General features: G+C 59.1%; 23 protein-coding genes. 13 read left to right on the top strand and 10 right to left on the bottom strand.

All coding sequences use genetic code 11. From position 1 onward, the window contains the following. Positions 1–50: 50 nt before the first annotated feature. On the bottom strand, positions 51–539 hold the full coding sequence (locus AC0Z4S_RS21835; protein WP_485624554.1) for a GFA family protein: 489 nt from the start codon (positions 537–539) through the stop codon (positions 51–53). A gap of 139 nt (positions 540–678) precedes the next feature. Between AC0Z4S_RS21835 and glsB the strand changes: the two genes are divergently transcribed. Further along, positions 679–1,587: a glutaminase B gene (glsB, locus tag AC0Z4S_RS21830; RefSeq protein ID WP_485624553.1), complete on the top strand. Its 909-nt coding sequence runs from the start codon at positions 679–681 to the stop codon at positions 1,585–1,587. A gap of 182 nt (positions 1,588–1,769) precedes the next feature. Next, entirely contained in the window at positions 1,770–3,272 is a 1,503-nt protein-coding gene (locus tag AC0Z4S_RS21825) for an aldehyde dehydrogenase family protein (RefSeq protein ID WP_485624552.1), read from the top strand. A gap of 99 nt (positions 3,273–3,371) precedes the next feature. Here AC0Z4S_RS21825 and AC0Z4S_RS21820 read toward each other — a convergent pair whose 3' ends face one another. Together AC0Z4S_RS21820 and cynS are read right to left on the bottom strand one after the other, a co-directional pair. Beyond that, a complete protein-coding gene (locus AC0Z4S_RS21820) occupies positions 3,372–4,031 on the bottom strand; it encodes a carbonic anhydrase (RefSeq protein WP_485624551.1) in 660 nt (219 codons plus the stop codon). Positions 4,032–4,088: 57 nt separating this feature from the next. After that, positions 4,089–4,556, bottom strand: coding sequence for a cyanase (cynS, locus tag AC0Z4S_RS21815; protein WP_064363505.1), 468 nt, complete (start codon positions 4,554–4,556; stop codon positions 4,089–4,091). Positions 4,557–4,677: 121 nt separating this feature from the next. Between cynS and cynR the strand changes: the two genes are divergently transcribed. After that, a complete protein-coding gene (cynR, locus tag AC0Z4S_RS21810) occupies positions 4,678–5,565 on the top strand; it encodes a transcriptional regulator CynR (protein ID WP_485624550.1) in 888 nt (295 codons plus the stop codon). Between the two features lie 252 nt (positions 5,566–5,817). Here cynR and AC0Z4S_RS21805 read toward each other — a convergent pair whose 3' ends face one another. Together AC0Z4S_RS21805 and AC0Z4S_RS21800 are read right to left on the bottom strand one after the other, a co-directional pair. Then, positions 5,818–6,147, bottom strand: coding sequence for a hypothetical protein (locus tag AC0Z4S_RS21805; protein ID WP_056789230.1), 330 nt, complete (start codon positions 6,145–6,147; stop codon positions 5,818–5,820). A gap of 543 nt (positions 6,148–6,690) precedes the next feature. Then, positions 6,691–8,634: a DNA topoisomerase III gene (locus AC0Z4S_RS21800; protein ID WP_485624549.1), complete on the bottom strand. Its 1,944-nt coding sequence runs from the start codon at positions 8,632–8,634 to the stop codon at positions 6,691–6,693. Positions 8,635–8,826: 192 nt separating this feature from the next. On the opposite strand from AC0Z4S_RS21800, the gene AC0Z4S_RS21795 reads away from it, so the two are divergent. Continuing rightward, on the top strand, positions 8,827–9,189 hold the full coding sequence (locus AC0Z4S_RS21795) for a DUF427 domain-containing protein (RefSeq protein ID WP_485624548.1): 363 nt from the start codon (positions 8,827–8,829) through the stop codon (positions 9,187–9,189). 53 nt (positions 9,190–9,242) lie between these two features. On the opposite strand, the gene AC0Z4S_RS21790 is transcribed toward AC0Z4S_RS21795, so the two are convergent. Then, on the bottom strand, positions 9,243–10,865 hold the full coding sequence (locus AC0Z4S_RS21790) for an MFS transporter (protein WP_485624547.1): 1,623 nt from the start codon (positions 10,863–10,865) through the stop codon (positions 9,243–9,245). Positions 10,866–10,999: 134 nt separating this feature from the next. Next, on the bottom strand, positions 11,000–12,664 hold the full coding sequence (locus AC0Z4S_RS21785) for a GMC family oxidoreductase (protein WP_485624546.1): 1,665 nt from the start codon (positions 12,662–12,664) through the stop codon (positions 11,000–11,002). A gap of 133 nt (positions 12,665–12,797) precedes the next feature. Between AC0Z4S_RS21785 and AC0Z4S_RS21780 the strand changes: the two genes are divergently transcribed. From AC0Z4S_RS21780 to AC0Z4S_RS21740, 9 genes are all read left to right on the top strand, one after another. Continuing rightward, entirely contained in the window at positions 12,798–13,685 is an 888-nt protein-coding gene (locus AC0Z4S_RS21780; protein WP_485624545.1) for a LysR family transcriptional regulator, read from the top strand. 139 nt (positions 13,686–13,824) lie between these two features. Then, positions 13,825–14,172 (top strand): metalloregulator ArsR/SmtB family transcription factor, encoded by a 348-nt coding sequence (locus AC0Z4S_RS21775; RefSeq protein ID WP_485624544.1) that lies wholly within the window; start codon positions 13,825–13,827, stop codon positions 14,170–14,172. A 26-nt stretch (positions 14,173–14,198) separates the two neighbouring features. Beyond that, positions 14,199–14,669, top strand: a complete 471-nt coding sequence (locus tag AC0Z4S_RS21770) for an arsenate reductase ArsC (protein ID WP_485624543.1) — start codon at positions 14,199–14,201, stop codon at positions 14,667–14,669. A gap of 9 nt (positions 14,670–14,678) precedes the next feature. Next, a complete protein-coding gene (gene arsH / locus AC0Z4S_RS21765) occupies positions 14,679–15,377 on the top strand; it encodes an arsenical resistance protein ArsH (protein ID WP_485624542.1) in 699 nt (232 codons plus the stop codon). 105 nt (positions 15,378–15,482) lie between these two features. Then, positions 15,483–16,226 (top strand): hypothetical protein, encoded by a 744-nt coding sequence (locus AC0Z4S_RS21760; RefSeq protein ID WP_485624541.1) that lies wholly within the window; start codon positions 15,483–15,485, stop codon positions 16,224–16,226. Between the two features lie 90 nt (positions 16,227–16,316). Next, positions 16,317–16,916, top strand: a complete 600-nt coding sequence (locus AC0Z4S_RS21755) for a GIY-YIG nuclease family protein (RefSeq protein WP_485624540.1) — start codon at positions 16,317–16,319, stop codon at positions 16,914–16,916. A gap of 70 nt (positions 16,917–16,986) precedes the next feature. After that, entirely contained in the window at positions 16,987–17,508 is a 522-nt protein-coding gene (locus AC0Z4S_RS21750; RefSeq protein ID WP_485624539.1) for a GNAT family N-acetyltransferase, read from the top strand. 379 nt (positions 17,509–17,887) lie between these two features. After that, positions 17,888–19,429, top strand: coding sequence for a T6SS phospholipase effector Tle1-like catalytic domain-containing protein (locus AC0Z4S_RS21745; RefSeq protein ID WP_485624538.1), 1,542 nt, complete (start codon positions 17,888–17,890; stop codon positions 19,427–19,429). Next, on the top strand, positions 19,429–20,088 hold the full coding sequence (locus tag AC0Z4S_RS21740) for a DUF2931 family protein (RefSeq protein ID WP_485624537.1): 660 nt from the start codon (positions 19,429–19,431) through the stop codon (positions 20,086–20,088). The genes AC0Z4S_RS21745 and AC0Z4S_RS21740 overlap by 1 nt, the downstream gene beginning before the upstream one ends. 108 nt (positions 20,089–20,196) lie before the next feature. Here the strand turns inward: AC0Z4S_RS21740 and AC0Z4S_RS21735 are convergent, their stop codons facing one another. From AC0Z4S_RS21735 to AC0Z4S_RS21725, 3 genes are all read right to left on the bottom strand, one after another. Beyond that, positions 20,197–21,300, bottom strand: coding sequence for a DNA alkylation repair protein (locus AC0Z4S_RS21735; protein ID WP_485624536.1), 1,104 nt, complete (start codon positions 21,298–21,300; stop codon positions 20,197–20,199). 2 nt (positions 21,301–21,302) lie between these two features. Continuing rightward, a complete protein-coding gene (locus tag AC0Z4S_RS21730; RefSeq protein WP_485624535.1) occupies positions 21,303–21,908 on the bottom strand; it encodes a glutathione S-transferase in 606 nt (201 codons plus the stop codon). A 61-nt stretch (positions 21,909–21,969) separates the two neighbouring features. Next, on the bottom strand, positions 21,970–22,563 hold the full coding sequence (locus AC0Z4S_RS21725) for a MurR/RpiR family transcriptional regulator (protein WP_485624534.1): 594 nt from the start codon (positions 22,561–22,563) through the stop codon (positions 21,970–21,972). Positions 22,564–22,697: the final 134 nt, after the last annotated feature.

Raw genomic sequence — 22,697 nt, 5'->3', positions numbered from 1 at the left:
GCTGACCCACCTTCATCGCGAGCAGGCTCACTCCTACAGGGGGACGGTGTTCAGCGGGTCACACCGAGCCGCTCATGCCACTGGGCAATGGACTCTTCGGGATACTCATCGAACTGCTGATCCTTAGCCTTGACCTCGACCTCAACCCATGGCGCTTTCGAACCAAGCATCAGGTGCGTGTGTTCCGGCGGCACCGGCAGCGGCGTATCGATCGCCGAGGCGAATGGATGAATCAGCTCCGGCCACTCCGGGCTGAACAGCCACAGGCCGCTGCCGCACAGTGAGCAGAAGTGGCGTTCGGCGCTACTGCGATGGGCGCGCTTATCGCCGTCGGCTTTCATTTTTGCGTGGTAGATGCTGATGTTTTTGCGCCCGCGAACCTTGAGAGTGGTCGCGTCGCCGCCGAGGTTGATCGCATAACCGCCGCCGCCCTGGGTCTTGCGGCAGATCGAGCAATAGCAGCGTTGATAAGGGTAGGGGTGGGCGCTGTCGAGGCTGAACGTGACTTCGCCGCAATGGCAGGAGCCTTCGAGGTGCATGGTGCTCTCCTGTGTCTGAATGGTCCGGTTCAGCCTAGAACACTTTGCGTAGCGCTTGCCGGTGTGATGCGACCGGCGGGCGCAGCGTCTAGCCCCAGTGTCCCCGCGATCCCATGGGGCGAGACTTTCGGAACCCGGCATGCAAGCGCTGTTGAACGAGATCCTTGACGCGGTCCGGCCCCTGATCGGGCAGGGCAAGGTCGCTGACTATATTCCCGCCCTCGGCACGGTGCCGGCCAACCAATTGGGCATCGCCGTGTACGGCAACGATGGTGAAATGCATTGCGCCGGCGACGCCGAAACGCCGTTCTCGGTGCAGAGCATTTCCAAGGTGTTCAGCCTGGTCCAGGCCATCGATCACTCCGGCGAAGCAATCTGGGAACGGCTCGGCCACGAGCCGTCCGGCCAGCCCTTCAATTCGCTGGTGCAACTGGAATTCGAGCGCGGCCGCCCGCGCAATCCGTTCATCAATGCCGGGGCGCTGGTGATCTGCGACATCAACCAGTCGCGCTTCGCCGCGCCGACGCTGTCGATGCGTGACTTCGTCCGGCGGCTGTCCGGCAATCCGCAGATCATGATCGACGGCAAGGTCGCCGACTCCGAATACCAGCACCGCGCGCGCAATGCGGCGATGGCCTATCTGATGCAGTCGTTCGGCAATTTTCACAACGACGTCGAAGCGGTGTTACGCAGCTATTTCAGCCACTGCGCGCTGCGGATGAATTGCATCGATCTGGCCCGGGCGTTCTGCTTTCTGGCCAATGACGGTTTCTGCAAACACAGCGGCGAGCAGATCCTCACGCGCCGCCAGACCCAGCAGGTCAACTCGATCATGGCCACCAGCGGTCTGTATGACGAGGCGGGTAACTTCGCCTATCGCGTCGGTCTGCCGGGCAAGAGCGGGGTGGGCGGCGGGATCGTCGCGGTGGTGCCGGGGCAATTTACGGTATGCGTGTGGTCGCCGGAATTGAATGCGGCCGGCAATTCGCTGGCGGGGATGGCGGCGCTGGAGTTGCTGAGCTCAAGGATTGGCTGGTCCGTCTTCTGAACACACACCACGATTTCCATTGTGGGAGCGAGCCTGCTCGCGAAGAGGCCGGTACATCCAGCATCGATGTCGTCTGACCGGACGCTTTCGCGAGCAGGCTCGCTCCCACAGGGTGCAGTGTTGCTTTGCAGGATCGTGTTCTATACATTTTCCGGCCGCCCTCTGCATGGTGAATCCGTTTCATGTCTCTTGCGCTCGAACGTCTGGTTGCTGGCACGCCGATCCCTTTCGCTGGTAACCGCGTCACCGTGGTCAGCCCCGAACTGGCCGCGCGGTTTCAGCCCGGTGACCATTTGCTGGTCGAGCAGGTCAGTGGCGAGTTGTTGCTGATCCCCGTGGCCGATCAACAGGCTGCTTCGGTGGCAATCGAGCGTGCGGCTGCGGCATTCACCGCGTTGTCGGCCGTGTCCGATGAAGCCATCAGCCAGTTCTTCGACCTGTTTGCCCAACGCCTGGAAAATCCTCAGTGCTGGACGCAGATCGAAGCCGCCAACCGCGCTGACATCGAACGTGCCAAGGGGCGCGGTCGCTCGACCACTCGCTTGCTCGCCGATGAACGCATGCGCCGCGACATGATTGCCGGCTTGCGGGCGTGGCGTGATGCGCCACCGACGCGCGGCAAAGTAATCAGCAGCGTCGAACATGACGGCTGGAAGGTCGAGCAGGTGGTCTCGCCGCTGGGCATCGTCGCGTTTGTCTTCGAAGGCCGGCCCAACGTATTTGCCGACGCCGCCGGCGTGTTGCGCACCGGCAATACCGCTGTGCTGCGCATCGGCAGCGACGCATTGGGCACCGCGCAAGCCATCGTCACTCACGCGCTGAATCCAGCACTGGCCGAAGCCGGTTTGCCGGTGGGTGCGGTGTCGTTGGTCGAAAGCGTTAATCACGCCGCCGGTTGGGCGATGTTCGCCGATCGGCGTCTGTCGCTGGCGGTGGCGCGCGGTTCGGGCCGTGCGGTCAGTCAGTTGGGCAGCATTGCCCAGCAGGCCGGCACCGCCGTCAGCCTGCACGGCACCGGTGGCGCGTGGCTGATTGCCGATCATGATGCCGACGCCACGCGCTTCGCGGCGGTGGTGCGCAACTCGCTGGACCGCAAGGTCTGCAATACCCTGAACGTCTGCCTGATTCAGCGTGAGCGCGCCGCTGAACTGGTGCCGCTGTTCCTCCATGCCTTGAAAGACGCCGGTATTGCGCGCGGCCAGGGCTGCAAATTGCACATCGTCGAAGGCAGTGAAAGTTGCCTGCCAAGCGAATGGCAGAACGCAACGGTCGAGGTGTATCGCGCCGAGGGTTACCGGACCGAGGCGCTGGCCGAATCCTTGCCCGAGGCGGATCTGGGTCGTGAGTGGGAATGGGAAGAAACCCCGGAAGTCAGCCTGATGATCGTCGACGATCTGGATCAGGCGATTGCGCTGTTCAACCGCTACAGCCCGCAGTTCACCGTGTCGCTGATCAGTGAGGATGCGGCGGTTCAGGAGCGCTTCTACAACGCGGTGAATGCGCCGTTTGTAGGCAACGGCATCACTCGATGGGTCGATGGCCAGTACGCGTTGAACAAGCCGGAACTGGGCCTCTCGAACTGGGAGAGCGGGCGCCTGTTTGCACGCAGTGCAATTCTTTCCGGCGATGGCGTGTTTACTGTGCGCAGCCGGATGACTCAGGTTGATCTCACGGTGAAACGCTGACTTGAAACCCGACCACACCGTGTAGGAGCCGCCGAAGGCTGCGATCTTTTGATCTGATCGCTCCCACGCAGAGCGTGGGAGCGATCACCGGCCGGGGCGTCAGGCTGCGTTGGAAGTCTTAGCGCTGATCGCGCAAGTCGTTGGTTGCTCGGCCAGCGGCACAAAAGTGCGGCGATCCGACGACAACGCGTCGATCGAACCGCTCTCGATGTCGTACACCCAGCCATGCAGATTCAGTCGGCCTTGCTCCTGGGCCAGGCGCACGCTTGGATGAGTCTGAATATTTGCCAGTTGCGCAATCACGTTCTCGCGCACCATTGAGCTCAACTTCGCCGCATCGCTGCCATGCGAGCGCGCTTCGTTCATCACCTTCGCCGATTCCGCATGTTGCAGCCAACCGCTGACGGCGGGCAGGTGATCCATGCATTTGCACTGAGCAATCGCCGTCATTGCGCCGCAATCGGAGTGGCCGCAAATCACGATATCGCTCACACCCAGCACCGCCACCGCATACTCCACCGTCGCCGAGACGCCGCCTGGATGCGGGCTGTAGGAGGGCACGATGTTGCCGGCGTTGCGGATCACGAACAGCTCGCCGGGCTCTTGCTGGGTCAGCAGCTCCGGCACCACACGGCTGTCGGAACAGGTGATGAACAGCGTGCCGGGTTGTTGCGTGGTCGCCAGGTGTTTGAACAGTTCGCTGCGTTGCGGGAAAGCTTCGTTCTGGAATTTCAGGAAGCCGTCGATCAGGGCTTTCATGGCGTGTCCTCTTGGCAGAAATCGGATGGCCCGCACGCGAGGTGCGGGCCGGGCGCGTCAGAACGGACGCAGCGGCAGGAACTTGCCGTCGAGGGTGACCACGGCGCGGGAGCCGCCTTCCGGGTCTTCGACTTTCTTGATGTCCAGTTTGAAGTTGATCGCGCTGATGATGCCGTCGCCGAATTGCTCATGCACCAGCGCCTTGAGCGTGGTGCCGTAGATCTGGATCATCTCGTAAAAACGGTAGATGGTCGGGTCGGTGGGCACGCCGCTGAGGCTGCCACGCAGAGGAATGATCTGCAGAGCGGCAATGTCATCAGCGGTCAGTTCGAGCTTGTCACCCACCACTTGGGCAGCGCTTTGCGGCAGCGGATGCTGACCGAGGAGGGCCGCGGTGACGTAGGCCAGGCTGAGGCCGGTGTCGTCGGCGAGATCCTGCCACGACAGATCTTTTTTCGCCTTGGCGTCGAGAACGCGAGTAGTCAGGGCCAGGCTGTTGTCGTTGTAGGCGTGGGACTGTTGCATGGTGTCACTCCTTTCAAGGGGTTGGCTTGCTGTGTGGGAGCAATCTTGCGCCGGCCCATCCATAGCGTCCAAGACCCATATACAATGCTGCGCATAAGCCCTGCCTATAGATGGTGTGCCCATGCTGTTGCGACATTTGCGTTATCTGCTGGCAGTAGCCGATCACGGTGGTTTCACCCGCGCCGCCGAAGCGCTGCATGTCTCGCAGCCGACGCTGTCGCAGCAGATACGCCAGTTGGAAGAGACCCTCGGGGTGAGTCTGTTCGATCGCACCTCGCGCACAGTGAAGCCGACGGATGCCGGTGCGGCCTACATCGAATGCGCGCGGCGCGTGATGGTGGAGCTGGAGGCTGGGCAGCGCGCGTTGCACGATGTGAAGGATTTGTCCCGGGGCACCCTGCGCCTGGCGATGACGCCGACGTTCATGGCGTATCTGGTCGGGCCGTTGGTGCGTGATTACCGGGCACGGTTTCCCGGAATTCATCTGGAAATCTTCGAACTGTCGATGGATGACATCGAGGCCGGCCTCGCCGATGACTCGTTGGATGTCGCGATCGCGTTTACGCCGGTGCGCAATGCCGAGATTGAATGCCTACCGGCGTTTACCGAAACGCTGGGGATCATGGTCGGGCCTGGGCATCTGTTGTATGAAAGCCGATCGGTGCTGACGCCGACGGAAGTCGCTTCACTGGATTTCGCCCTGCTGGCGCCGGGCTTCATAACGCGGTTATCGGTGGATGAGTATTTTCGTGAGCACGGGATTACGCCGCAGGTGCGGATTGAAGTGAATTCGGTGAGTACGTTGCTGGAAGTGGTGCGGCATGCGCCGCTGGCGACAATGCTGCCCGAGGCGATTGCCAGCGAAGACCGCGCATTGCGCCGCTTGCGTGTCGAAGGGGAGGCGCCACAGCGGGGCGCGGCGTTGTTGCGGCGCAGGAATAATTACCACAGTGCGGCGGCGCTGGCGTTTGTGGAATTGGTGCTCGGCATGAAAAGCCCCTCACCCTAACCTCTCCCAGAGGGAGAGGGGACTGACCGAGGTGTTGGGCGAGATACGACGCCTTGAACGAGCTTCGTTGACTCATAGTCACCACGGTCATTCAAGTTGTCGGTTGACCTGAGACAACTCGGTCGGCTCCCTCTCCCTCGGGAGAGGGCTGGGGTGAGGGGCGACGGGGGCACTCACGCCGCTTAACTCAAACGAATAAAAAAGGGCCTGCTCCCAATTGGAAGCAGGCCCTTCAGTTAAATAATCTACAACTCAATAAAACCGATCAATCACCCGAACTTCATTCTTGTTCTGCATCGAGTCCCACGCCTGTTTCAGCGTCTGCAGCACATTGCCAATGAAGTCCTTGTCGGCTGCAGCCTTCTTGCCGACATAACCATGGCCGCGGCGGTACATCTTCAGGCGGGCCAGCAGGTTCTGGTGGTTGCGGTCGAATTCTTCTTCGCCAGCGTGGGGCGACAGGCAGTCGATGTGCACCTGGCCCGATTTGCTGATCCAGAGAATATGGCTGTCGTGGCTGTCTTTCTGCGCCGCAAACATACGAGCCAGTTCTTCGATGGTGGGTTGATTGTTCAGATTCATTGTTATGCCCCTTGACCAGTCTGGTGATCTTTCAAAGTTGATTCGCTAATACAGGTAGCCCATCGGTTAGTTGATCCCTGGCACCGAAACCAGGACGTCAGCGCTCGCCCGTGTGAAGTACGGGGTCGTGCATCTGTTGCATGTAGTCGTGTTGAATAACTGCTACGCAATAGCGTCACAACGAGGAGAAGCAGCGAAAACCGGGAGGCTCCTTGACGACATATCCAGTGTCGGCCACAAGCATCTTGAGAATTTTCGCCAGCGCTTCTCGTCCTTGTACTGGACGTTCAGGCCAGGTCAGCTTCTTCAATCTGCCTTGTGGGCAGCGTGTATCCGGAAAAAACAACTCGGCGGTCAGACGAGTTTGCTCAAGCGTGTTACCAGTGTTCCCGATCGGGGAACGTCTTCATCATGCAAAAGCAAAACGATGCCGTCAACGCTTTTGTAGTGATTATTTTCAAGCGCTACATATTGTCGGACAAAGCCGTTTTGGCATGAGAAAAGATCCGCTTCAGCAACGCAGAGAAGGGAACCGCGAGGGATTTAGCGAGTCGCCGGACGCGCTGTGCGTTTGCGCGTAACGGCGGTTTTGCTGGCCGTCGACTTGCGTTTTTTCTTCCACGGCGCAGCGGCTTTGCCGGCGGGAGGCGGGCCGCTGATGGTCAGGCTGAGGGCAGAGCAGCGGCTGACTTGCTTGCTCATCCACGCAGCCTGTTTGGTGACGAATTCTTCCAGGCTCATCTCACCGCTTTGCACCATGTCGAGCGCCTGCTCCCAGATCGCTGTGGTGCCGGGGTCGGCGATTGCGCGTGGCACGGCATCGATCAAGCTGAAAGCGGCAGGCGTCGCCGCCAGTGCCTTGCCGTTCTTCACCAGATATCCGCGATCAAGCAAGCCTTGGATGATCGACGCGCGGGTGGCTTCGGTGCCGATGCCGGTGGTGTCCTTGAGTTTCTGTTTGAGCAGCGGATCCTCGACCAGTTTGGCAACGTTCTTCATCGCTTTGATCAGATCACCTTCGGTGTAGGGTTTGGGCGGTTGCGTCCACAGATCCTTGAGATTTACCCGCGACACCGCGCATTCGACGCCCTGGCTCAGGGCCGGCAAGGTTTGCGGCGCGGGCGCTTCGCGGCCCTTGGCCGGGGCAAGGGCTTCGGGCAATGCGCGCTTCCAGCCCGCCTCGATGATCTGCTTGCCCACCGCGCGCAAGGCCTGCCCGTTGCAATCGAAATCGGCCTGGGTGCGATCGTATTCGTGATTGGGCAGAAACTGCGCCAGGTAACGCGCGCGAATCAGCGTGTAGACCGCGCGATGCTTGCCGGTCAGGCGTTCGAGGTTCTTTGCGGCGATGGTGGGGATGATGCCGTGGTGAGCGCTGACCTTGGCGTCATTCCACGCCCGCGAGCGCCGTTGCGGTTCGAGATAACCCTGCAAAGCGTCGAGGCTCGGATCGGCTTGACGCAACGCTGTGAGGATCGATGGCGCCTCACTGTGTTGGCTCAAGGGCAGAAAGCCGCAATCACTGCGCGGGTAGGTGATGACTTTGTGGGTTTCGTAGAGCGCCTGGGCAATATCGAGAGTTTCCTGCGCGCCGAGCCCGAGCTTCTTCGAGCAGACTTCCTGCAAGGTGCCGAGATCGAAGGGCAGCGGCGCCACTTCGCGCATGCGCTCGGTTTTCAGCTTGATCACTCGGGCGCTGGCAGCACTGCTGAGCGCCGCTGCCGCTTGCTGCGCCAACGCCTGATTCAGACAGCGATCCTGATCATCACAAGCGTCCGCCGGTGCGCGCCATTGGGCGGTAAACGCCGTGCCGTCGTGCAGCAGCTCCACGTCGATTGCCCAGAACGGCACGGGGACGAAATCGGAGATGCTGCGGTCGCGGTCGACCACCAATCGCAGTGTCGGCGTCTGTACTCGACCTACCGGCAACACGCCCTGATAACCGGATTGACGGCCCAGCAAGGTGAACAGTCGACTCATGTTCATGCCGATCAACCAGTCCGCCCGCGACCGTCCCAGCGCCGAGTGATACAGGCTGAACGTTTCGGCTCCCGGCTTCAGCGCTGCCAGCGCCTTGCGAATCGACGCCTCGTCCAGCGCCGACAGCCACAAGCGGCGGATCGGCCCGCGATAGCGGCAGTGCTCGACCAGTTCCCGGGCGATCATCTCGCCCTCACGGTCGGCGTCAGTGGCGATGATCAGTTCGCTGGCTTCGCCGAGCAGGCGTTTTACCGCTTTGTACTGGCTGGCGGTGCGCGGCTTGACGGTCATTTTCCACTTGTCCGGAATGATCGGCAGATCAGCCAGCACCCAGCGTTTGTAGCGCGCGTCGTAGGCGTCCGGCGGCGCAGTTTCGAGCAAATGGCCGATGCACCAGGTCACTGTGACGTCCGTCCCCAGCCAGCAGCCGTCGCCGCGGCGCCTGGCGCCGAGCACGGCCGCAATGTCTTTGGCCTGGGACGGTTTTTCACAGAGGTACAGCCGCATGTCTGCCATCGCTGGTTGGTGTGTGGAGTGGGCACAGGATGGCCGGAGTTTGCGGCGGGGGCAACTTTTATCTGTATGGATATACAGATAAAGCGTTGCTGAAGGTTTGTACCGTTCGGCTGCACGGCCAGCCGGGCCTGGGCCCATCAGCTATACCTGAACCGGTCTCTTCGCTGTGTTCAGGAGACCCTCATGAAAAGCCCCAGTCCCGTAATCAGCCTCGAACAACTGGCGGGCTGCCTGCTGGTGAAATTCCACGGCATCCAGGTCGCCGCGTCCTCCCACGCGCTGATCCTCCAGGAGGCCAACTACCCGCCGGTCTACTACATTCCCCGCGAAGACATCGATGAAAAGTATTTTGCTCGTACCGACCACACCAGCTATTGCCCGTACAAGGGCGACGCCAACTATTTCAGTCTGCAAGTGCCGGGACATGAGGGCGCGAACGCGGTGTGGACGTACGAAAATCCAAAGGTTTCAGTCGCATCGATCCGCGACTACGTGGCGTTTTATCCGGATCAAGTGAAATTCGAGGTGATCAAAGCGGACGCCTGAAGCAAAAAATGGCGAGAGAATCGCTTCCCTCGCCATCGCTGTCAGCGCGTTTATCAGTTCTTGTCGAGATCGATATTCTTGGTCTCACGCAAGCAGACCATTCCCACCACCAGACTCACACCGGTGATCAGCACCGGATACCACAGCCCATAGAAAATGTCCCCGGTGTACACCACCAGCGCAAAGGACACGGTCGGCAGGAACCCACCAAACCAGCCATTGCCGATGTGATAGGGCAGCGACATTGAGGTGTAGCGAATGCGTGTCGGGAACAGTTCGACCATCAACGCGGCCAGCGGGCCGTAGCACATGGCCGAGATGATGATCAGCGCCACGATCAGGGCGACGATCATCGGTTTGTTGATCTGCTGCATATCGGCCTGTTGCGGATAACCGGCGAGGGTGATTGCGCCGCGCAGTGCCGCCTCATCGAAACCGTCCAGTTTCACGTCGCCGACACTCACTTGCACGGCGCTACCGGCAGGCGCAGCGACGCTGGTGTAGGGCAGGCCTTGTTTGACCAGGAAGGTTTTGACCTTGTCGCACGGGCTGTCGAATTTGGCCTTGCCCACTGGATCGAACTGGAAGGTGCACGTGGCCGGATCAGCGAGGACGGTGATCGGTGCCTGACGGCTGGCCTGGTCGATCGCCGGGTTGGCGTAATGGGCCAGGGATTTGAAGATCGGGAAGTACAGCGCGGTGGCCAGCAACAGGCCGAGCATCAGCACCGGTTTGCGTCCGACCTTGTCCGACAGCCAGCCGAAAAAGATGAAGAACGGCGCGCCGATCACCACGCTGATGATCAATAGACTGTTGGCCACCGCCGGGTCCATTTTCAGGAACTGGGTGAGGAAAAACAGCACGTAGAACTGCGCGGCGTAGAAGGTCACCGCTTGCCCGGCGTTGATACTGAACAGCGCGATCAGCACGACTTTGAGGTTCTCCCATTTGCCGAAGGATTCGCGGATCGGCGCCTTTGAGGTTTTGCCTTCTTCCTTCATCTTCAGGTAGGCCGGCGACTCGTGCAGGCTCAGGCGAATCCAGGTGGAAATGCCCAGCAGCACGATCGACAGCAGGAACGGAATCCGCCAGCCCCAGACCTCAAACTGATCGCCGGTGAAATAGCGGCAACCGAGCACCACCAGCAGCGACAGCAACAGGCCGAGGGTCGCGGTCGATTGAATCCAACTGGTGTGGAAACCGCGTTTGCCGATCGGCGCGTGTTCGGCCACGTAGGTGGCCGCACCGCCGTATTCGCCGCCGAGGGCCAGGCCCTGAAGCATGCGCAGCACCACCAGAATGATCGGTGCGGCGATGCCGATGCTGGCGTAGGTCGGCAGCAGGCCCACGCAGAACGTTGCCACGCCCATCAGAATGATCGTCGCCAGAAAGGTGTATTTGCGCCCGATCATGTCGCCCAGGCGGCCGAACACCAGTGCGCCGAACGGCCGCACGATGAAGCCGGCGGCGAACGCCATCAGGGCGAAGATGAACGCCGTGGTGTCGTTGACCCCGGCGAAAAACTGCTTGCTGATCACCGCCGCGAGTGCGCCGTAAAGGAAGAAGTCATACCACTCGAACACTGTCCCGAGTGATGAAGCGAAGATGACTTTCTGCGTTGCGTTGCTGGTCTCGGCGCTGCCCGCAGCGTCTAGCGGCTGAGCGTGGTCTGACATATCGGTATCCCTCACAGTGATTGTTTTTGTTGTTCCACTGGTGTTGCGTGTCCGGGTGATGCGCGATGCCTTGAATGGGATGCAAATCCCTGTGGGAGCGAGCTTGCTCGCGAAGGCGCCCTGTCAGTCAACGCCTATGTTGAATGATCTACCGCTTTCGCGAGCAAGCTCGCTCCCACAGGTACGGTGTTTACAGCACTACGTTTGAGGATGAGTTGTGCCGCCTTCTCGGCAATCATCAGCGTAGGCGAACAAGTGTTGCCTGAGGTAATTCTCGGCATGATCGACGCGTCGGCAACGCGCAACCCCGGCACGCCGTGCACGCGCAGTTGCGCATCGACCACCGCGTCACCGTCGTTGCCCATGCGGCAAGTGCCGACCGGATGGAAAATCGTCGTGCCGATTTTCGCCGCCGCTTCGTGCAGTTGTTCTTCGCTTTGCAGGTCGGCGCCGGGCAGGTATTCCACCGGTTTGAACGCTTGCAGGGCAGGGGCGCTGACGATGCGTCGGGTCAGGCGAATCGCATCGGCGGCGACACGCAGGTCTTGCGGATGGCTGAGGTAATTGGGCTGAATCAGCGGCGCCACTTGCGGATCGGCCGAGCGAATCTCGATGCGCCCCCGGCTCTGCGGGCGCAGGTCGCACACCGACGCGGTGAACGCCGGGAAGCTGTGCAGCGGTTCACCAAAACGCTCCAGCGATAACGGCTGCACGTGATATTGCAGGTTCGCCGAGGTTTGCTCGGGACCGGATCGCGCAAACGCGCCCAACTGACTCGGCGCCATCGACAGCGGGCCGCTGCGGTCGTACAGATAACGCAGGCCCATGCCCATCTTGCCCCACACGCTGCCGGCGATCTGGTTCAGGGTGCGGGCGTTTTCCAGCTTGTAGATCAGGCGCAGTTGCAGGTGATCCTGCAGGTTGCCGCCAACCCCCGGCAGCTCATGAATTACGCCGATGCCCAAACGATCGAGCAGCGGCTGCGGACCGATCCCGGAACGCTGCAAGATGCTCGGCGAGCCGACCGACCCGGCGCACAGAACAATTTCCTTGCGCGCCTTGAACTGCTTGATCTGGCCTTCATGCCGCGCGCTGACTTTTGCCGCGCGGCCGTTTTCCAGCAAGACACGATCAACCTCGACGCCGGTCAACACGGTCAGGTTCGCCCGGCCTCGCAGCGGTCTCAAAAACGCTTTTGCCGCGTTCCAGCGCACCCCGGCTTTCTGGTTGACCTGAAAGTAGCCGCAGCCTTCGTTGTCGCCCTGGTTGAAGTCGTCGATGCTGGCGATGCCGCTTTGCTCGGCAGCGCTGCGAAAAGCATCGAGAATCGGCCACGACAGGCGCTGTTGCTCGACCCGCCATTCGCCCTGATCGCCGTGAAATTCAGCGCCGCCGGCGAAGTGGTTTTCGCTCTGTTTGAACAGCGGCAGCACATCTTTCCAGGCCCAGCCCGGATTGCCCGCCGCCGCCCAACCATCGTAATCGGCAGCCTGACCGCGCATGTAGATCATGCCGTTGATCGACGAACAACCGCCCAGCACCTTGCCGCGCGGATAACTCAGCGCACGGCCATTGAGACCCGGTTGTTCTTCGGTTTTGAAGCACCAATCGGTGCGCGGATTACCGATGCAGAACAGGTAACCCACAGGAATGTGAATCCAGGCGTAGTTGTCGCGCCCGCCGGCTTCGAGCAGCAACACCCGTTGATGAGGATCTGTTGAGAGCCGGTTCGCCAGCAAGCATCCGGCGGGGCCGGCGCCGACCACGATGTAGTCGAATTCATCCAGGGACGTGTACATGCCCTGACCTCACTTTTTGTTTTTATTGTCGGACACTCTAGTTGTTAGCTTTCGTTAAAAGAATGTTAGTTTTTGCGCAGCCGCTGTGCGTTTTCAAACAGCGTTTAGCGACGATAGCCGACAAGGACCCGCCATGTTCGACTGGAACGACCTGCGCTTTTTTCTCGAACTGCAACGTAGCGGCCGCTTGCTCACCGCCGCGCGCCGGCTCAACACCACCCACGCCACCGTGGCACGGCATATCGAATCGATCGAGAAAAGCCTCGGTACCGCACTGTTCGTTCAGCATGCCCAAGGCTATGAAATGACCCCGGCGGGGGAGGCGCTGCTCAAACACGCCGAAGCGATGGAAAACGTCGCGCTGCTGGCGCAGGAAGAAATCACCCAGTCCACGGCGCCGCTGGGCAAGATCCGCGTCGGCGTCACCGAAGGCCTCGGCATCAAGTTTCTCGCCAGTCGCATGATCGGTCTGTTCGAACGCTATCCCGGTCTGGAAGTGGAATTGGTCGCGGTACCGCGCTTTGTCAGCATCCTCAACCGCGAAGCGGAAATCAGCATTCACCTCGAACGACCCTCCGCTGACATGCTGGTCACGCGCAAGCTCACTGACTATCGACTCGCGCTGTACGCCAGCCAAAGCTACCTCGACAAAGCGCCGCCACTGCAAAGCCGCGAAGATTTGGGTCGACATGCGTGGATCGGCTATGTCGATGATCTGTTATTCAGTCAGGAACTGATGTTCCTCAACAGCTTCTGCCGCAGCCCGCGCGTGGTGTTTCACAGCACCAGCGTCATCGCCCAGCAGGAAGCGGCGCGCTCGGGATTGGGCATCGCTGTGCTGCCGTGTTACATGGCCGCCTCCGACCCTGAACTGGTGGCGCTGCTGCCGGATGAAAACATCGAACGCAGCTACTGGATCAGCACGCGGCGGGAGTTGCACAAATCGGTGCGGCTGCGGGTGGTCTGGGATTATGTAGTGGGATTATGTGAGGCGGAGCAGGGGTTGTTGCTCAACCTTTGAGATCAAAAGATCGCAGCCTTCGGCAGCTCCTACACCGATTCCTGTAGGAGCTGCCGAAGGCTGCGATCTTTTGATCTTGTTTGACCGAATATATGGATATCCGTATATTCGGTTTCCCGCATATGGCGAACCGATCACCATGATCACCCCCACCGAAGTCTTCAAAAGCCTCGCTGACGAGACCCGCGTCCGTGCCATTCTTCTCATCGCCGAGCAAGGTGAACTCTGCGTCTGCGAGCTGATGTGTGCGCTCGGCGACAGCCAGCCGAAAATCAGCCGTCATCTCGCGCAACTGCGCAGTAATGGTTTGCTGCTCGACCGCCGTCAGGGCCAGTGGGTTTATTACCGGCTGAACCCGGAGCTGCCGGCATGGATCGGCGAAATCCTCCAGGTGACCGCGAAGGCCAATGCCGATTGGCTCGAGGACAACGCCGCGCGCCTGCAACATATGGATGGCCGCCCCGTGCGGGAACGCGTTTGTTGCTGAACTTTCATTTTTTACGGAGCGCATCGATGCGAGTCCTGTTCATGTGCACGGCCAACAGCTGCCGCAGCATTCTTTCCGAAGCCATGTTCAATCACTTGGCGACCGGCAGCTTCACAGCGGTGAGTGCCGGCAGTTTTCCCAAAGGCCAGGTGCTGCCACGCAGCCTGACGACTTTGCAAAAGTACGGTATCGCCACCGACGGGTTGCACAGCAAAGGCAACGACGCTTTCGAAAACGATCCACCGGATATTGTCATCACCGTCTGCGACAAAGCCGCCGGGGAAACCTGCCCGGTATATTTCGGCCCGGCATTGAAAGCGCACTGGGGACTGGAAGATCCGTCCGAAGTGCAGGGCGACGAAGCTGCAATCGACGCGGCATTCCAGGCCACTCTGATGCGCATCGGCGAACGCTGTCAGGCCTTCCTCGATCTGCCGTTTCACTCGCTCAGTCGCGAACAACTGAAGGCCGAACTCGACCGTATCGGTACGCTTTAAGGAGGCCCCATGTCAGACCATCTGCCCAACCTCGACGCAACCTTGTTCGACGCGGACAAGCCATCGTTAATGGGCGAATACAAGCCGCGCATCCTCTTGCTCTACGGCTCGACCCGTGAACGCTCCTTCAGCCGCTTGCTGGTCGAGGAGGCCGCACGCCTGCTCGAACATTTCGGCGCCGAAACCCGCGTCTTCAATCCGTCCGGTCTGCCACTGCCCGATGACGTCCCGCTTGACCACCCGAAGGTCCAGGAACTGCGCGAGCTGGTGCTGTGGTCAGAAGGCCAGGTCTGGTGCTCGCCGGAACGCCACGGCGCCATGTCCGCCGTTTTCAAAGCGCAGATCGACTGGATCCCCCTCGAACTCGGTGCTGTCCGCCCGACCCAAGGCAAAACCCTCGCGGTGATGCAAGTCTGCGGCGGCTCGCAATCGTTCAACGTGGTCAACCAGTTGCGCGTGTTGGGTCGCTGGATGCGTATGTTCACTATCCCCAACCAGTCCTCCGTACCCAAGGCATACATGGAATTCGACGAAGCGGGGCGGATGAAACCCTCGCCGTTCTACGACCGCGTGGTGGATGTGATGGAGGAATTGGTGAAATTCACCGTGCTGCTGCGAGGGCAGCAGGCGCATCTGGTCGATCGCTATTCCGAGCGCAAGGAAAGTGCTGAACAGTTGATGGCGCGGGTGAATCAGCGGTCGATCTGAGTAGCGCTTTCGCAACATGACAAGGCCGGCTGCAAATGCTGGCCGATTCACCTAGGATACCGGCGCATCACCGTGTGACGGGCAAGCTCAAGGATGTGTGTTGGCATGAAATTCAAGGAATGGGTGGATTTGACGGCGCTGTACAAACGCAGCCGCAGACAGCCAAACAAATTGCTGTTCACGTGGAAGAATGCACGCCGGTTATGGCCGATGTGGGCGGTCGCCGTGTCAACATTTCCCTTGGTTGTCATGGCCGGTTTCGGGATCAAGTACCCGATACTCGTTCCGATCTCGTATGTTTTTCTTGGATTGTGGACGGGCGGACTGTTCTTGACTCGACTCCACGCCCTTCGCACGGTTTATCCACTTCAGTTCGCTGAACATGCCATTGACCAGCAACCTTGGAGCGAACAAGAAAACATTCTTTGCTATGCGTTCTTTTTGCAGATTGTAAAGGATGAAGGCTACAGGGCAGCCAAACTCCGGGAACTGTCGGCATATTCCGACCTGACGGTCGCGCCGGCCAAACCTGCTCTTTCGCAAAATCTGGGCTTCCTTTCACTCTTGGGTTTGATGATGGGACTGTCCGCTGAGCTGATCAAAACCACGGCATTTTTTTTAGGGCCAAAGGGCGCGCTCGTCCTTATACCTATCGTCGGTACATTGTTCATCTACTGGCTGGTTTGGGACGGCATTCAAAGTACTCGTGATCAAAGACTGCGGATAAAACGCTATGTTGACCTGGCCGCTTATGATCTGGAGGAAGCGGTTCAGGATGTTCCAGAGTTGAATCCGGTGAAGACTTCGCCGGTTTTGTCGATGAGCCAGCAAACGGAGCCTGCAGCATGAACGAAGACAAAAAAGTGAAAGGCCCAGCCTCGTGCTTTCTATCGCGCTGAGCACGGCGCCTCAAATGATTAATCAACATAGCGAACAAGAATGGACACTCTGAAAGACCGACCGCGAGCAAAAGAAGTGCATGCGGCATGGCAGTCACTTGTTGACCAGATGCTCAGCGCACAGGCGGTACACCGGATCGAACATCTGGTTTCCAGACATCACGCTGTCACCGTACCGCCGAATGCCGGAGTTTACGCTTTCTGGTGGGTGGGATGCCGTGAGCAACTGATGAGCGCAAATCGGCATATTATTTTGAAGGGCCCCGGAGGTTCTGATGTCGATGTGCTTTACCACGATTGGTGGCCGGCAGACGCACCGTACCCGTGTTTGTATGTAGGCAAGGGGACCAATTTAAAACGTCGGCTGAGAGAGCACCTTTTACCCGGCACCGCTGGCCGCGCGCACCCACCGTTAACCCGAAACAATAAGGCCAAGCCTCGAACAACCTCCTGCCAATTGCGATTTGGCATCGAGCATGTATTCCCTACGGAAGCTGCACCCCTGACGTTGATAAATGACAATGTCGGGTTTTCCTGGTGCGATGACTTTCCAGATAACGCAGTGGCTGAACGTTTCTTCGCCGAAGACAGACTTGTGGGGCATCTTAGGCCTTGGTTCAACATCGATTCGGAGCGCTGATGTGCGACGAGGGGCTGGATTGCTAATTCGTGCTCGAGCCCGGTTTTGCCACATTTCAAAGGTTTTGATCATGTCAGATATGCCACCGCGCCTGATCTACAGACGCCCACAACCAGCAGACCTGCCCACCGTTTTCGCTATTTTCGGCGACCCGAAAACCAACCAGTTCAACCCCGCTGGTCCAATGACCGACATCGCCCAGGCCGAGGCCCTGCTTGATCGCTGGCTGCAACACTGGACAACCCACGGCTACGGATGGTGGGCAATCAGCAGCACCCAGGCCCCCGAAAACATCCTCGGATTCGCCGGCATCGCTGCCCATGACTATTTGGGCAAACTGGTTATCAACCTCGGCTACCGCTTCGCCGTCGAAGGCTGGGGCCACGGTTACGCAACAGAAGCCGCCCAAACCGCGCTGACCCACGCGTTCCACTACCTCGGTTTACCTGAAGTATTCGGGCTGGTCAGACCCGACCATGTCGCCTCGATTCGCGTTCTGGAAAAGATCGGCATGCACCGCTTCGGCGATCTCGACGACGTCCCGGGCAAAGCCCCGAGCCTCGTATTCCGTGTCCAAAGACAAGACGCCTAACCCAAAGCCAGACGCAAAACCTGTAGGAGTGAGCCTGCTCGCGATGACGCCAGCCCAGCCACCACCGTTCCCAGGCCAGCACATTCCCCTGTCGGAGCGGGCTTGCCCGCGAAGGCGCCCGCCCAGTCAGCCCTCATGCGCAGTACACCTTCGGGGGGCCGGGTCCCAGTTACAGGTCTACCCACCCGCGTAAGGCCGCCACCTTCGTTGGTGGCGAATGTGCTCGGCGAAATCGCCAGCTAACACCCACTTCGACGAGGGGAAAGCCTCGTCGAACCCCGTGGGCACACCTTGGCTGGCACACGGCCACAGCTTGCGTCTCCCAGTCTCGGCTGTCACCCTTCGGGCCGTTCTCAAGGATCAGAACCAGGAATCACGGATGAGTGGCTACGTACCCAACCCCCCGAAAAATTATCGTTACGAAGAAGCCAAACCCGTCGATATTCATGCCGAGCGTTGGGCGGAATATGAGAAGTACGGGAAAGAACCTGCGCGCGAGCCTGAGAAAATCGGGATTGCGTTGAGGATTGGGGTTTTCTTTGATGGCACGGGCAACAACGCGAATAACTCTGCTGCGGGGTTGTTGTGTGGTGCTCAGCATCCGATTGCGCCTGAGGATATTCCCGCCAGCTGCCAGCCTTACATGAGTGACCCGGACAGTAGTTACGGCAACGATGTCAGCAACGTGAAAAAGCTTAGTGATCTGTACTTCGCACCGCAGCAGGCGGAGGGCGATGTTCGTCAAAAGCAAGCGTTTCGTATGGTCTACGTCGAGGGGATCGGAACTCGATCTGGAGAAGAGGACAGCACGTTCGGTGCAGGTAGCGGTCGTGGAGAAACAGGCGTTGCTGGTCGAGTTCAGCTTTCATTTACAGATATCAAACTACGTATCAAAGACGTTCTGGATAGCCATCCCGATAGCGAAATTACCTCACTGACGTTTGACACGTTTGGCTTTAGCCGTGGGGCTGCTGCTGCTCGACACTTCGCGAACCAAATCGTACGGGGAAAACAGGGGCCGCTAGGTGATGTTCTGCGCAGCAACTCCCGAGCACTCAGCCGAACCTTCGTTGAAGAGTATAACGGCAGTATCAGGATGGGGTTCATTGGACTTTTCGACACTGTGCCGTCAGTTGCAGGCTGGTCAAACTTGGGCAATGTGAAAAGTCCCATCGCGACGGGCATCAAGTTGTACCTTGATCGACGTTTTTTTACAGATGTGATTCAACTCTCTGCCCGCGACGAGTGCCGAGCGAACTTCGCCTTGAGTCGCGTCAAAGCAGACCATTTGGAGATCACCTTGCCAGGTGCTCACTCCGACATCGGCGGTGGCTACCTCGATGAGGTTCAGGAGTGCGTACTTGTTAGTCCCATGCAGACGCTCGAGGTCTCGCAATTTACCGATGTCTCAACCACCTCGATCTACCAAGACGCAATGGCTATAAAAGACCAGTGGCTGGCGCGGGGTTGGCCTGCAGAGATGTTAGAAGTCGTTACCCCAGATGCATTGCTTCTGCCAATCGATAGACAGGATCGACTAAGCCCTCGCAAGAAACGTGTTTACGCAGCGCTACAACTCAAGCGACCAGTGAGTGGCATGCTGTCCAGGGTATATCTGCGAGTGATGCTCCAGCTCGCAAAAGATAAAGGCGTGAAGTTCAACGACATTCCAGACACCCCGGAATTGGCAGTGCCCGCGGAGCTTCGTGCGCTATGTGATCGATTCCTCGCAGGTGACTACAGCACCACGCCGCAAGAGGAAAAACTACTGATGCTTAAATACATTCATGCGTCCGCAAACTGGAACCATCCTCTTGGGCGAAGGGATGGCAGCGGTCTTCGCGCGGTTTACATCAATGCACCTACGGCCGACTCGATTCGCGTGCAGCATCCCCATGTACCTGACTGGACACTTTGGTAATGAAAATATTAATAGCCTTGCTATGCGCGCTGGTCATTGCCGGTTGCCAGTCTGCTGATCCACTCTCAGCCAAAAATGACCCGAAGTCCGAATGGTGGGAGCTGGCGTTCATTGAGCCGGCTTATATGAAAGTCTGGGTGGAGAACAGTTCGGTTCAAGACATTCACGGCAGGATTTTTTACAAAACCGGCGGCGGCACCGCTGCGGGGGGAGAGCCTGAAGATGGAACTGAGTCCGCCCGAGGTTGGACAGGTGGGGTGGGCGGCAGTGGAAGGAGAGTGGTGGGAGCAGATTTGCCAGTTCGCATCTGGGTCCGTTGGCAATCGATCGTCGAACAGAAAACCTGGCAAGCATGGGTAGATATTCCAGAGGAGGCCCGGCAGTTGATGGTGACGTCCGTTAATCAACGATGCCCAAAGACCCCGGACCAAGAGGCAAGATTCATGGCCTCGGTCTATCTGGGCCTGGCTCCAGGCGGTGCGGTACAAGTCTGGGTCAGAGACTCATGCCACCATCCTGTCAAAGTCGCCAGAGCGCAGGCAGAGATAGAACCGCTAGGGCCTAGTCAAGGCAAGAACCAAGGGCGCTACGCATATCCCGTAAGTGAAAAGTCCAAACGGTACATCGAGAAATTCGGCATCCCATACGGCAGTTGGTAACCCCTGAAGCCGTGAGTCTTCCATTGTGCTGCCGCGCTCAATATCGAAGCACGGCTGCCAATGCGCTGATCCGCTACCGATTCTTCAGGTGAATAAATAGCTCAATGCTCAAATCAAAACCTCAAACCCGGCACTACCCAACACCTCTCCATTAACCATCACCTGAACCCCATGCCGTCCGGCAAAATGCTTGCGCGTCGTAAAATCCTTGATCACCTGATTCCGCCGCACCACCTCAGCCCCGAACCCCACTAATTCCAACGTCTTCAACTTGAAAACCTTCCTCGAAACCCCGCCATTCGCCTTCACATAGTCAATCGCGTAATCAATCACCAGCCGCTGCTCATGCGCCACCGTGGACTTCACCGTAAACGACAAAGTAATAGCCTCACCCAACCTCACCACCGCCGGCTCAACCTTCACGTCCAACAACTCAACCTCAGCCTTCGCGCCCGCGCCAATCACCGTCAACGCCCGCAAATCCCCCTGTTTGATCAAACTCCGCAACGCATGCCTGGCAATCCAGGCCGTGTGCCTGTTCTCCAACGACCAACCTTCAATCGTGTCCAACACCCACTCCGGATGCACCTTGGTCACGTCATTCAAATGATTCGCCACAGACTTGCGCACGTACAAACTCTCGTCTGCCTTCAACCGATCCAGTATCCCGGCGGCCAAGTGAGGATCCGCCTGCACCGCTTCCAACCGAAACGACCAGGGCAGGCGAGGGCGGCTGCCTTCGCTGGCTAATCTTCTTACGTGGTGGTTTTCGTCGCGAGTCCAGTCATGCATCCGTTCCAGCGAGCGTTCAAGGTCGGCGCGCAGAAAGTGGCGGATGGCAAACTCGGATGAGCCGAAGGTGGTGAAGTACTTCAGCGCGTCCATTGAGGTGTCGAACGCGTGGGCGCCGTAGCTTGCCACGTAGTGCGGCAGGCACATGCTGACGAAGCCGCTGTTCAGACGAGGGGCAAGTTCACGTAATACCTCGAGCGTATCTTCATAATTCAGCGGCAGCACGGCATGCAGGCTTTCGGCGACTCGTGCCATGCGTTGCATCACCGACAACTCCGCCAGCCCATGGTTGGCATGCTTGAGAAAAGCCTTGCCCTTGAACGCCGGATACACCGTGCTCATTTCGTCAGCAATGTGCTGCAGGCGCTCGGCGTTGAAGATTTCCTTTAACGCCGGGGCGGCGCTGTTGGTGGTGCTCATGGTCAGTTCATCGGTGTGCTGATGAAGGCGTCGGTGCCTTCTGCGTACGCGGTGTATTCGGCAATTCTTGGATAGCGCGCGGCGTCAATCTGATCGGGCACGACGAGGCCGGTGAAGCTCCAGGCAACGGCCAGGCTGATGCCATCCTGGGCGAGCGAGCCGTCGACGGGTAATTCACGAAGCTCGAGTTCTTTTTCCAGAGCGGTAAACGCGGCGGCGAGTTGGCCTTCAACGCGTTCAACCCAAGGTTGATATTGAATGTCGGCCGGGCGCAAGTTGCGTTCGTAATAAAGCTGCACGGCTTTTTCGCAGGCCGCGAGGCTGAGGCCGATAAGGCGCAGGGCCTGTGCGCGTTGCGGAAATTCTGTCGGCAGCAGGCTTTTGCCGCAGGCGCTTTCGAGATAGTCGAGGATGAGGGTCGAGTCCATCAGAACCACGCCGTCGTCGAGGATCAGCGTTGGCGCCTTGACCACCGGGTTGATCTGCTGGAATTGCTCGAAATGGCGGAAAACCGAGACTGACTCATGTTCGAGGTCGATCCCCAGGCATTTGGCGGAGATCGCTACGCGGCGTACGTAAGGGGAGTCGAGCATGCCGATCAGTTTCATGACGCGTTCCTTCAAGTCGAACCGGTGGGAACGCATAACCTAGCCGAGCCTGAGGCAATTGTCAGTCGTCGAATCCGGGCTGCTCGTGAATCTCATCGACGTTCAGTCCCAACCGATACGCCACCGCCACAAATAGCGCCTGACATAAACATAGCGTTGCACTCAGCGAACGAAAGGCCAGCGCGCTGCCTTCATCGACCAGCAACACGCTGTCGCCGAGTCTCGCCAGCGGTGAGAGAGGGCTGTCGGTGATGATCAGGGCGTTGGCGTTTTGCTGCCGGGCGAAACGCAGACAATGCTGGGTTTCCCTGGCGTAGGGCACGAAGCTGATTGCGAGCTGATAGTTTTGCAGGGGCGTGGCTTTGTGCGTCCAGGCCTGGCGGAACAGCGCCTGCATTTCGCTGAAGCCGCTGAAATCGAAGCGCTGCGAGAAACGCACGATGGCGGACGGATGCACCTCGCACTCACGAGCGATGTCGCTGATGCGGTCGACCATGATTGGTTCGCTCTGCTGGCTGATGTAACTGGCAATACGCTTGAGCTGGCGCGGCAGGTCGTCGTATTCCCCGGTAATCGTTTGCAGCAGGTGCTCGGCAGTGATCGGAGGGCTGGCTAGTGGATGCTCGTCGGTAGCCGGCAGAGCGTGGCGAGGCATATGGCATCCTTGAGGCAGGTTGATCACGCGGTGGGCCGGATAATAGAAGGCCTGCGCGACCTTTGCCGGGCTGAAACGGTGCAACTTGCGAGAATAATTTTTGCTGGCGATGGGGTTCTGGTTAGCCGTTTGTC

Source organism: Pseudomonas sp. 1L-B-1-E-C1, from assembly GCF_057291835.1.
This window is presented reverse-complemented; position numbering and strand designations above follow the sequence as displayed.

What these genes read in the sequence shown, in the direction of transcription:
- AC0Z4S_RS21835 (WP_485624554.1), bottom strand. Translation starts at nt 539, where the DNA reads ATGCACCTCGAAGGCTCCTGCCATTGCGGCGAAGTCACGTTCAGCCTC.
- glsB (WP_485624553.1), top strand. Translation starts at nt 679, where the DNA reads ATGCAAGCGCTGTTGAACGAGATCCTTGACGCGGTCCGGCCCCTGATC.
- AC0Z4S_RS21825 (WP_485624552.1), top strand. Translation starts at nt 1,770, where the DNA reads ATGTCTCTTGCGCTCGAACGTCTGGTTGCTGGCACGCCGATCCCTTTC.
- AC0Z4S_RS21820 (WP_485624551.1), bottom strand. Translation starts at nt 4,031, where the DNA reads ATGAAAGCCCTGATCGACGGCTTCCTGAAATTCCAGAACGAAGCTTTC.
- cynS (WP_064363505.1), bottom strand. Translation starts at nt 4,556, where the DNA reads ATGCAACAGTCCCACGCCTACAACGACAACAGCCTGGCCCTGACTACT.
- cynR (WP_485624550.1), top strand. Translation starts at nt 4,678, where the DNA reads ATGCTGTTGCGACATTTGCGTTATCTGCTGGCAGTAGCCGATCACGGT.
- AC0Z4S_RS21805 (WP_056789230.1), bottom strand. Translation starts at nt 6,147, where the DNA reads ATGAATCTGAACAATCAACCCACCATCGAAGAACTGGCTCGTATGTTT.
- AC0Z4S_RS21800 (WP_485624549.1), bottom strand. Translation starts at nt 8,634, where the DNA reads ATGCGGCTGTACCTCTGTGAAAAACCGTCCCAGGCCAAAGACATTGCG.
- AC0Z4S_RS21795 (WP_485624548.1), top strand. Translation starts at nt 8,827, where the DNA reads ATGAAAAGCCCCAGTCCCGTAATCAGCCTCGAACAACTGGCGGGCTGC.
- AC0Z4S_RS21790 (WP_485624547.1), bottom strand. Translation starts at nt 10,865, where the DNA reads ATGTCAGACCACGCTCAGCCGCTAGACGCTGCGGGCAGCGCCGAGACC.
- AC0Z4S_RS21785 (WP_485624546.1), bottom strand. Translation starts at nt 12,664, where the DNA reads ATGTACACGTCCCTGGATGAATTCGACTACATCGTGGTCGGCGCCGGC.
- AC0Z4S_RS21780 (WP_485624545.1), top strand. Translation starts at nt 12,798, where the DNA reads ATGTTCGACTGGAACGACCTGCGCTTTTTTCTCGAACTGCAACGTAGC.
- AC0Z4S_RS21775 (WP_485624544.1), top strand. Translation starts at nt 13,825, where the DNA reads ATGATCACCCCCACCGAAGTCTTCAAAAGCCTCGCTGACGAGACCCGC.
- AC0Z4S_RS21770 (WP_485624543.1), top strand. Translation starts at nt 14,199, where the DNA reads ATGCGAGTCCTGTTCATGTGCACGGCCAACAGCTGCCGCAGCATTCTT.
- arsH (WP_485624542.1), top strand. Translation starts at nt 14,679, where the DNA reads ATGTCAGACCATCTGCCCAACCTCGACGCAACCTTGTTCGACGCGGAC.
- AC0Z4S_RS21760 (WP_485624541.1), top strand. Translation starts at nt 15,483, where the DNA reads ATGAAATTCAAGGAATGGGTGGATTTGACGGCGCTGTACAAACGCAGC.
- AC0Z4S_RS21755 (WP_485624540.1), top strand. Translation starts at nt 16,317, where the DNA reads ATGGACACTCTGAAAGACCGACCGCGAGCAAAAGAAGTGCATGCGGCA.
- AC0Z4S_RS21750 (WP_485624539.1), top strand. Translation starts at nt 16,987, where the DNA reads ATGTCAGATATGCCACCGCGCCTGATCTACAGACGCCCACAACCAGCA.
- AC0Z4S_RS21745 (WP_485624538.1), top strand. Translation starts at nt 17,888, where the DNA reads ATGAGTGGCTACGTACCCAACCCCCCGAAAAATTATCGTTACGAAGAA.
- AC0Z4S_RS21740 (WP_485624537.1), top strand. Translation starts at nt 19,429, where the DNA reads ATGAAAATATTAATAGCCTTGCTATGCGCGCTGGTCATTGCCGGTTGC.
- AC0Z4S_RS21735 (WP_485624536.1), bottom strand. Translation starts at nt 21,300, where the DNA reads ATGAGCACCACCAACAGCGCCGCCCCGGCGTTAAAGGAAATCTTCAAC.
- AC0Z4S_RS21730 (WP_485624535.1), bottom strand. Translation starts at nt 21,908, where the DNA reads ATGAAACTGATCGGCATGCTCGACTCCCCTTACGTACGCCGCGTAGCG.
- AC0Z4S_RS21725 (WP_485624534.1), bottom strand. Translation starts at nt 22,563, where the DNA reads ATGCCTCGCCACGCTCTGCCGGCTACCGACGAGCATCCACTAGCCAGC.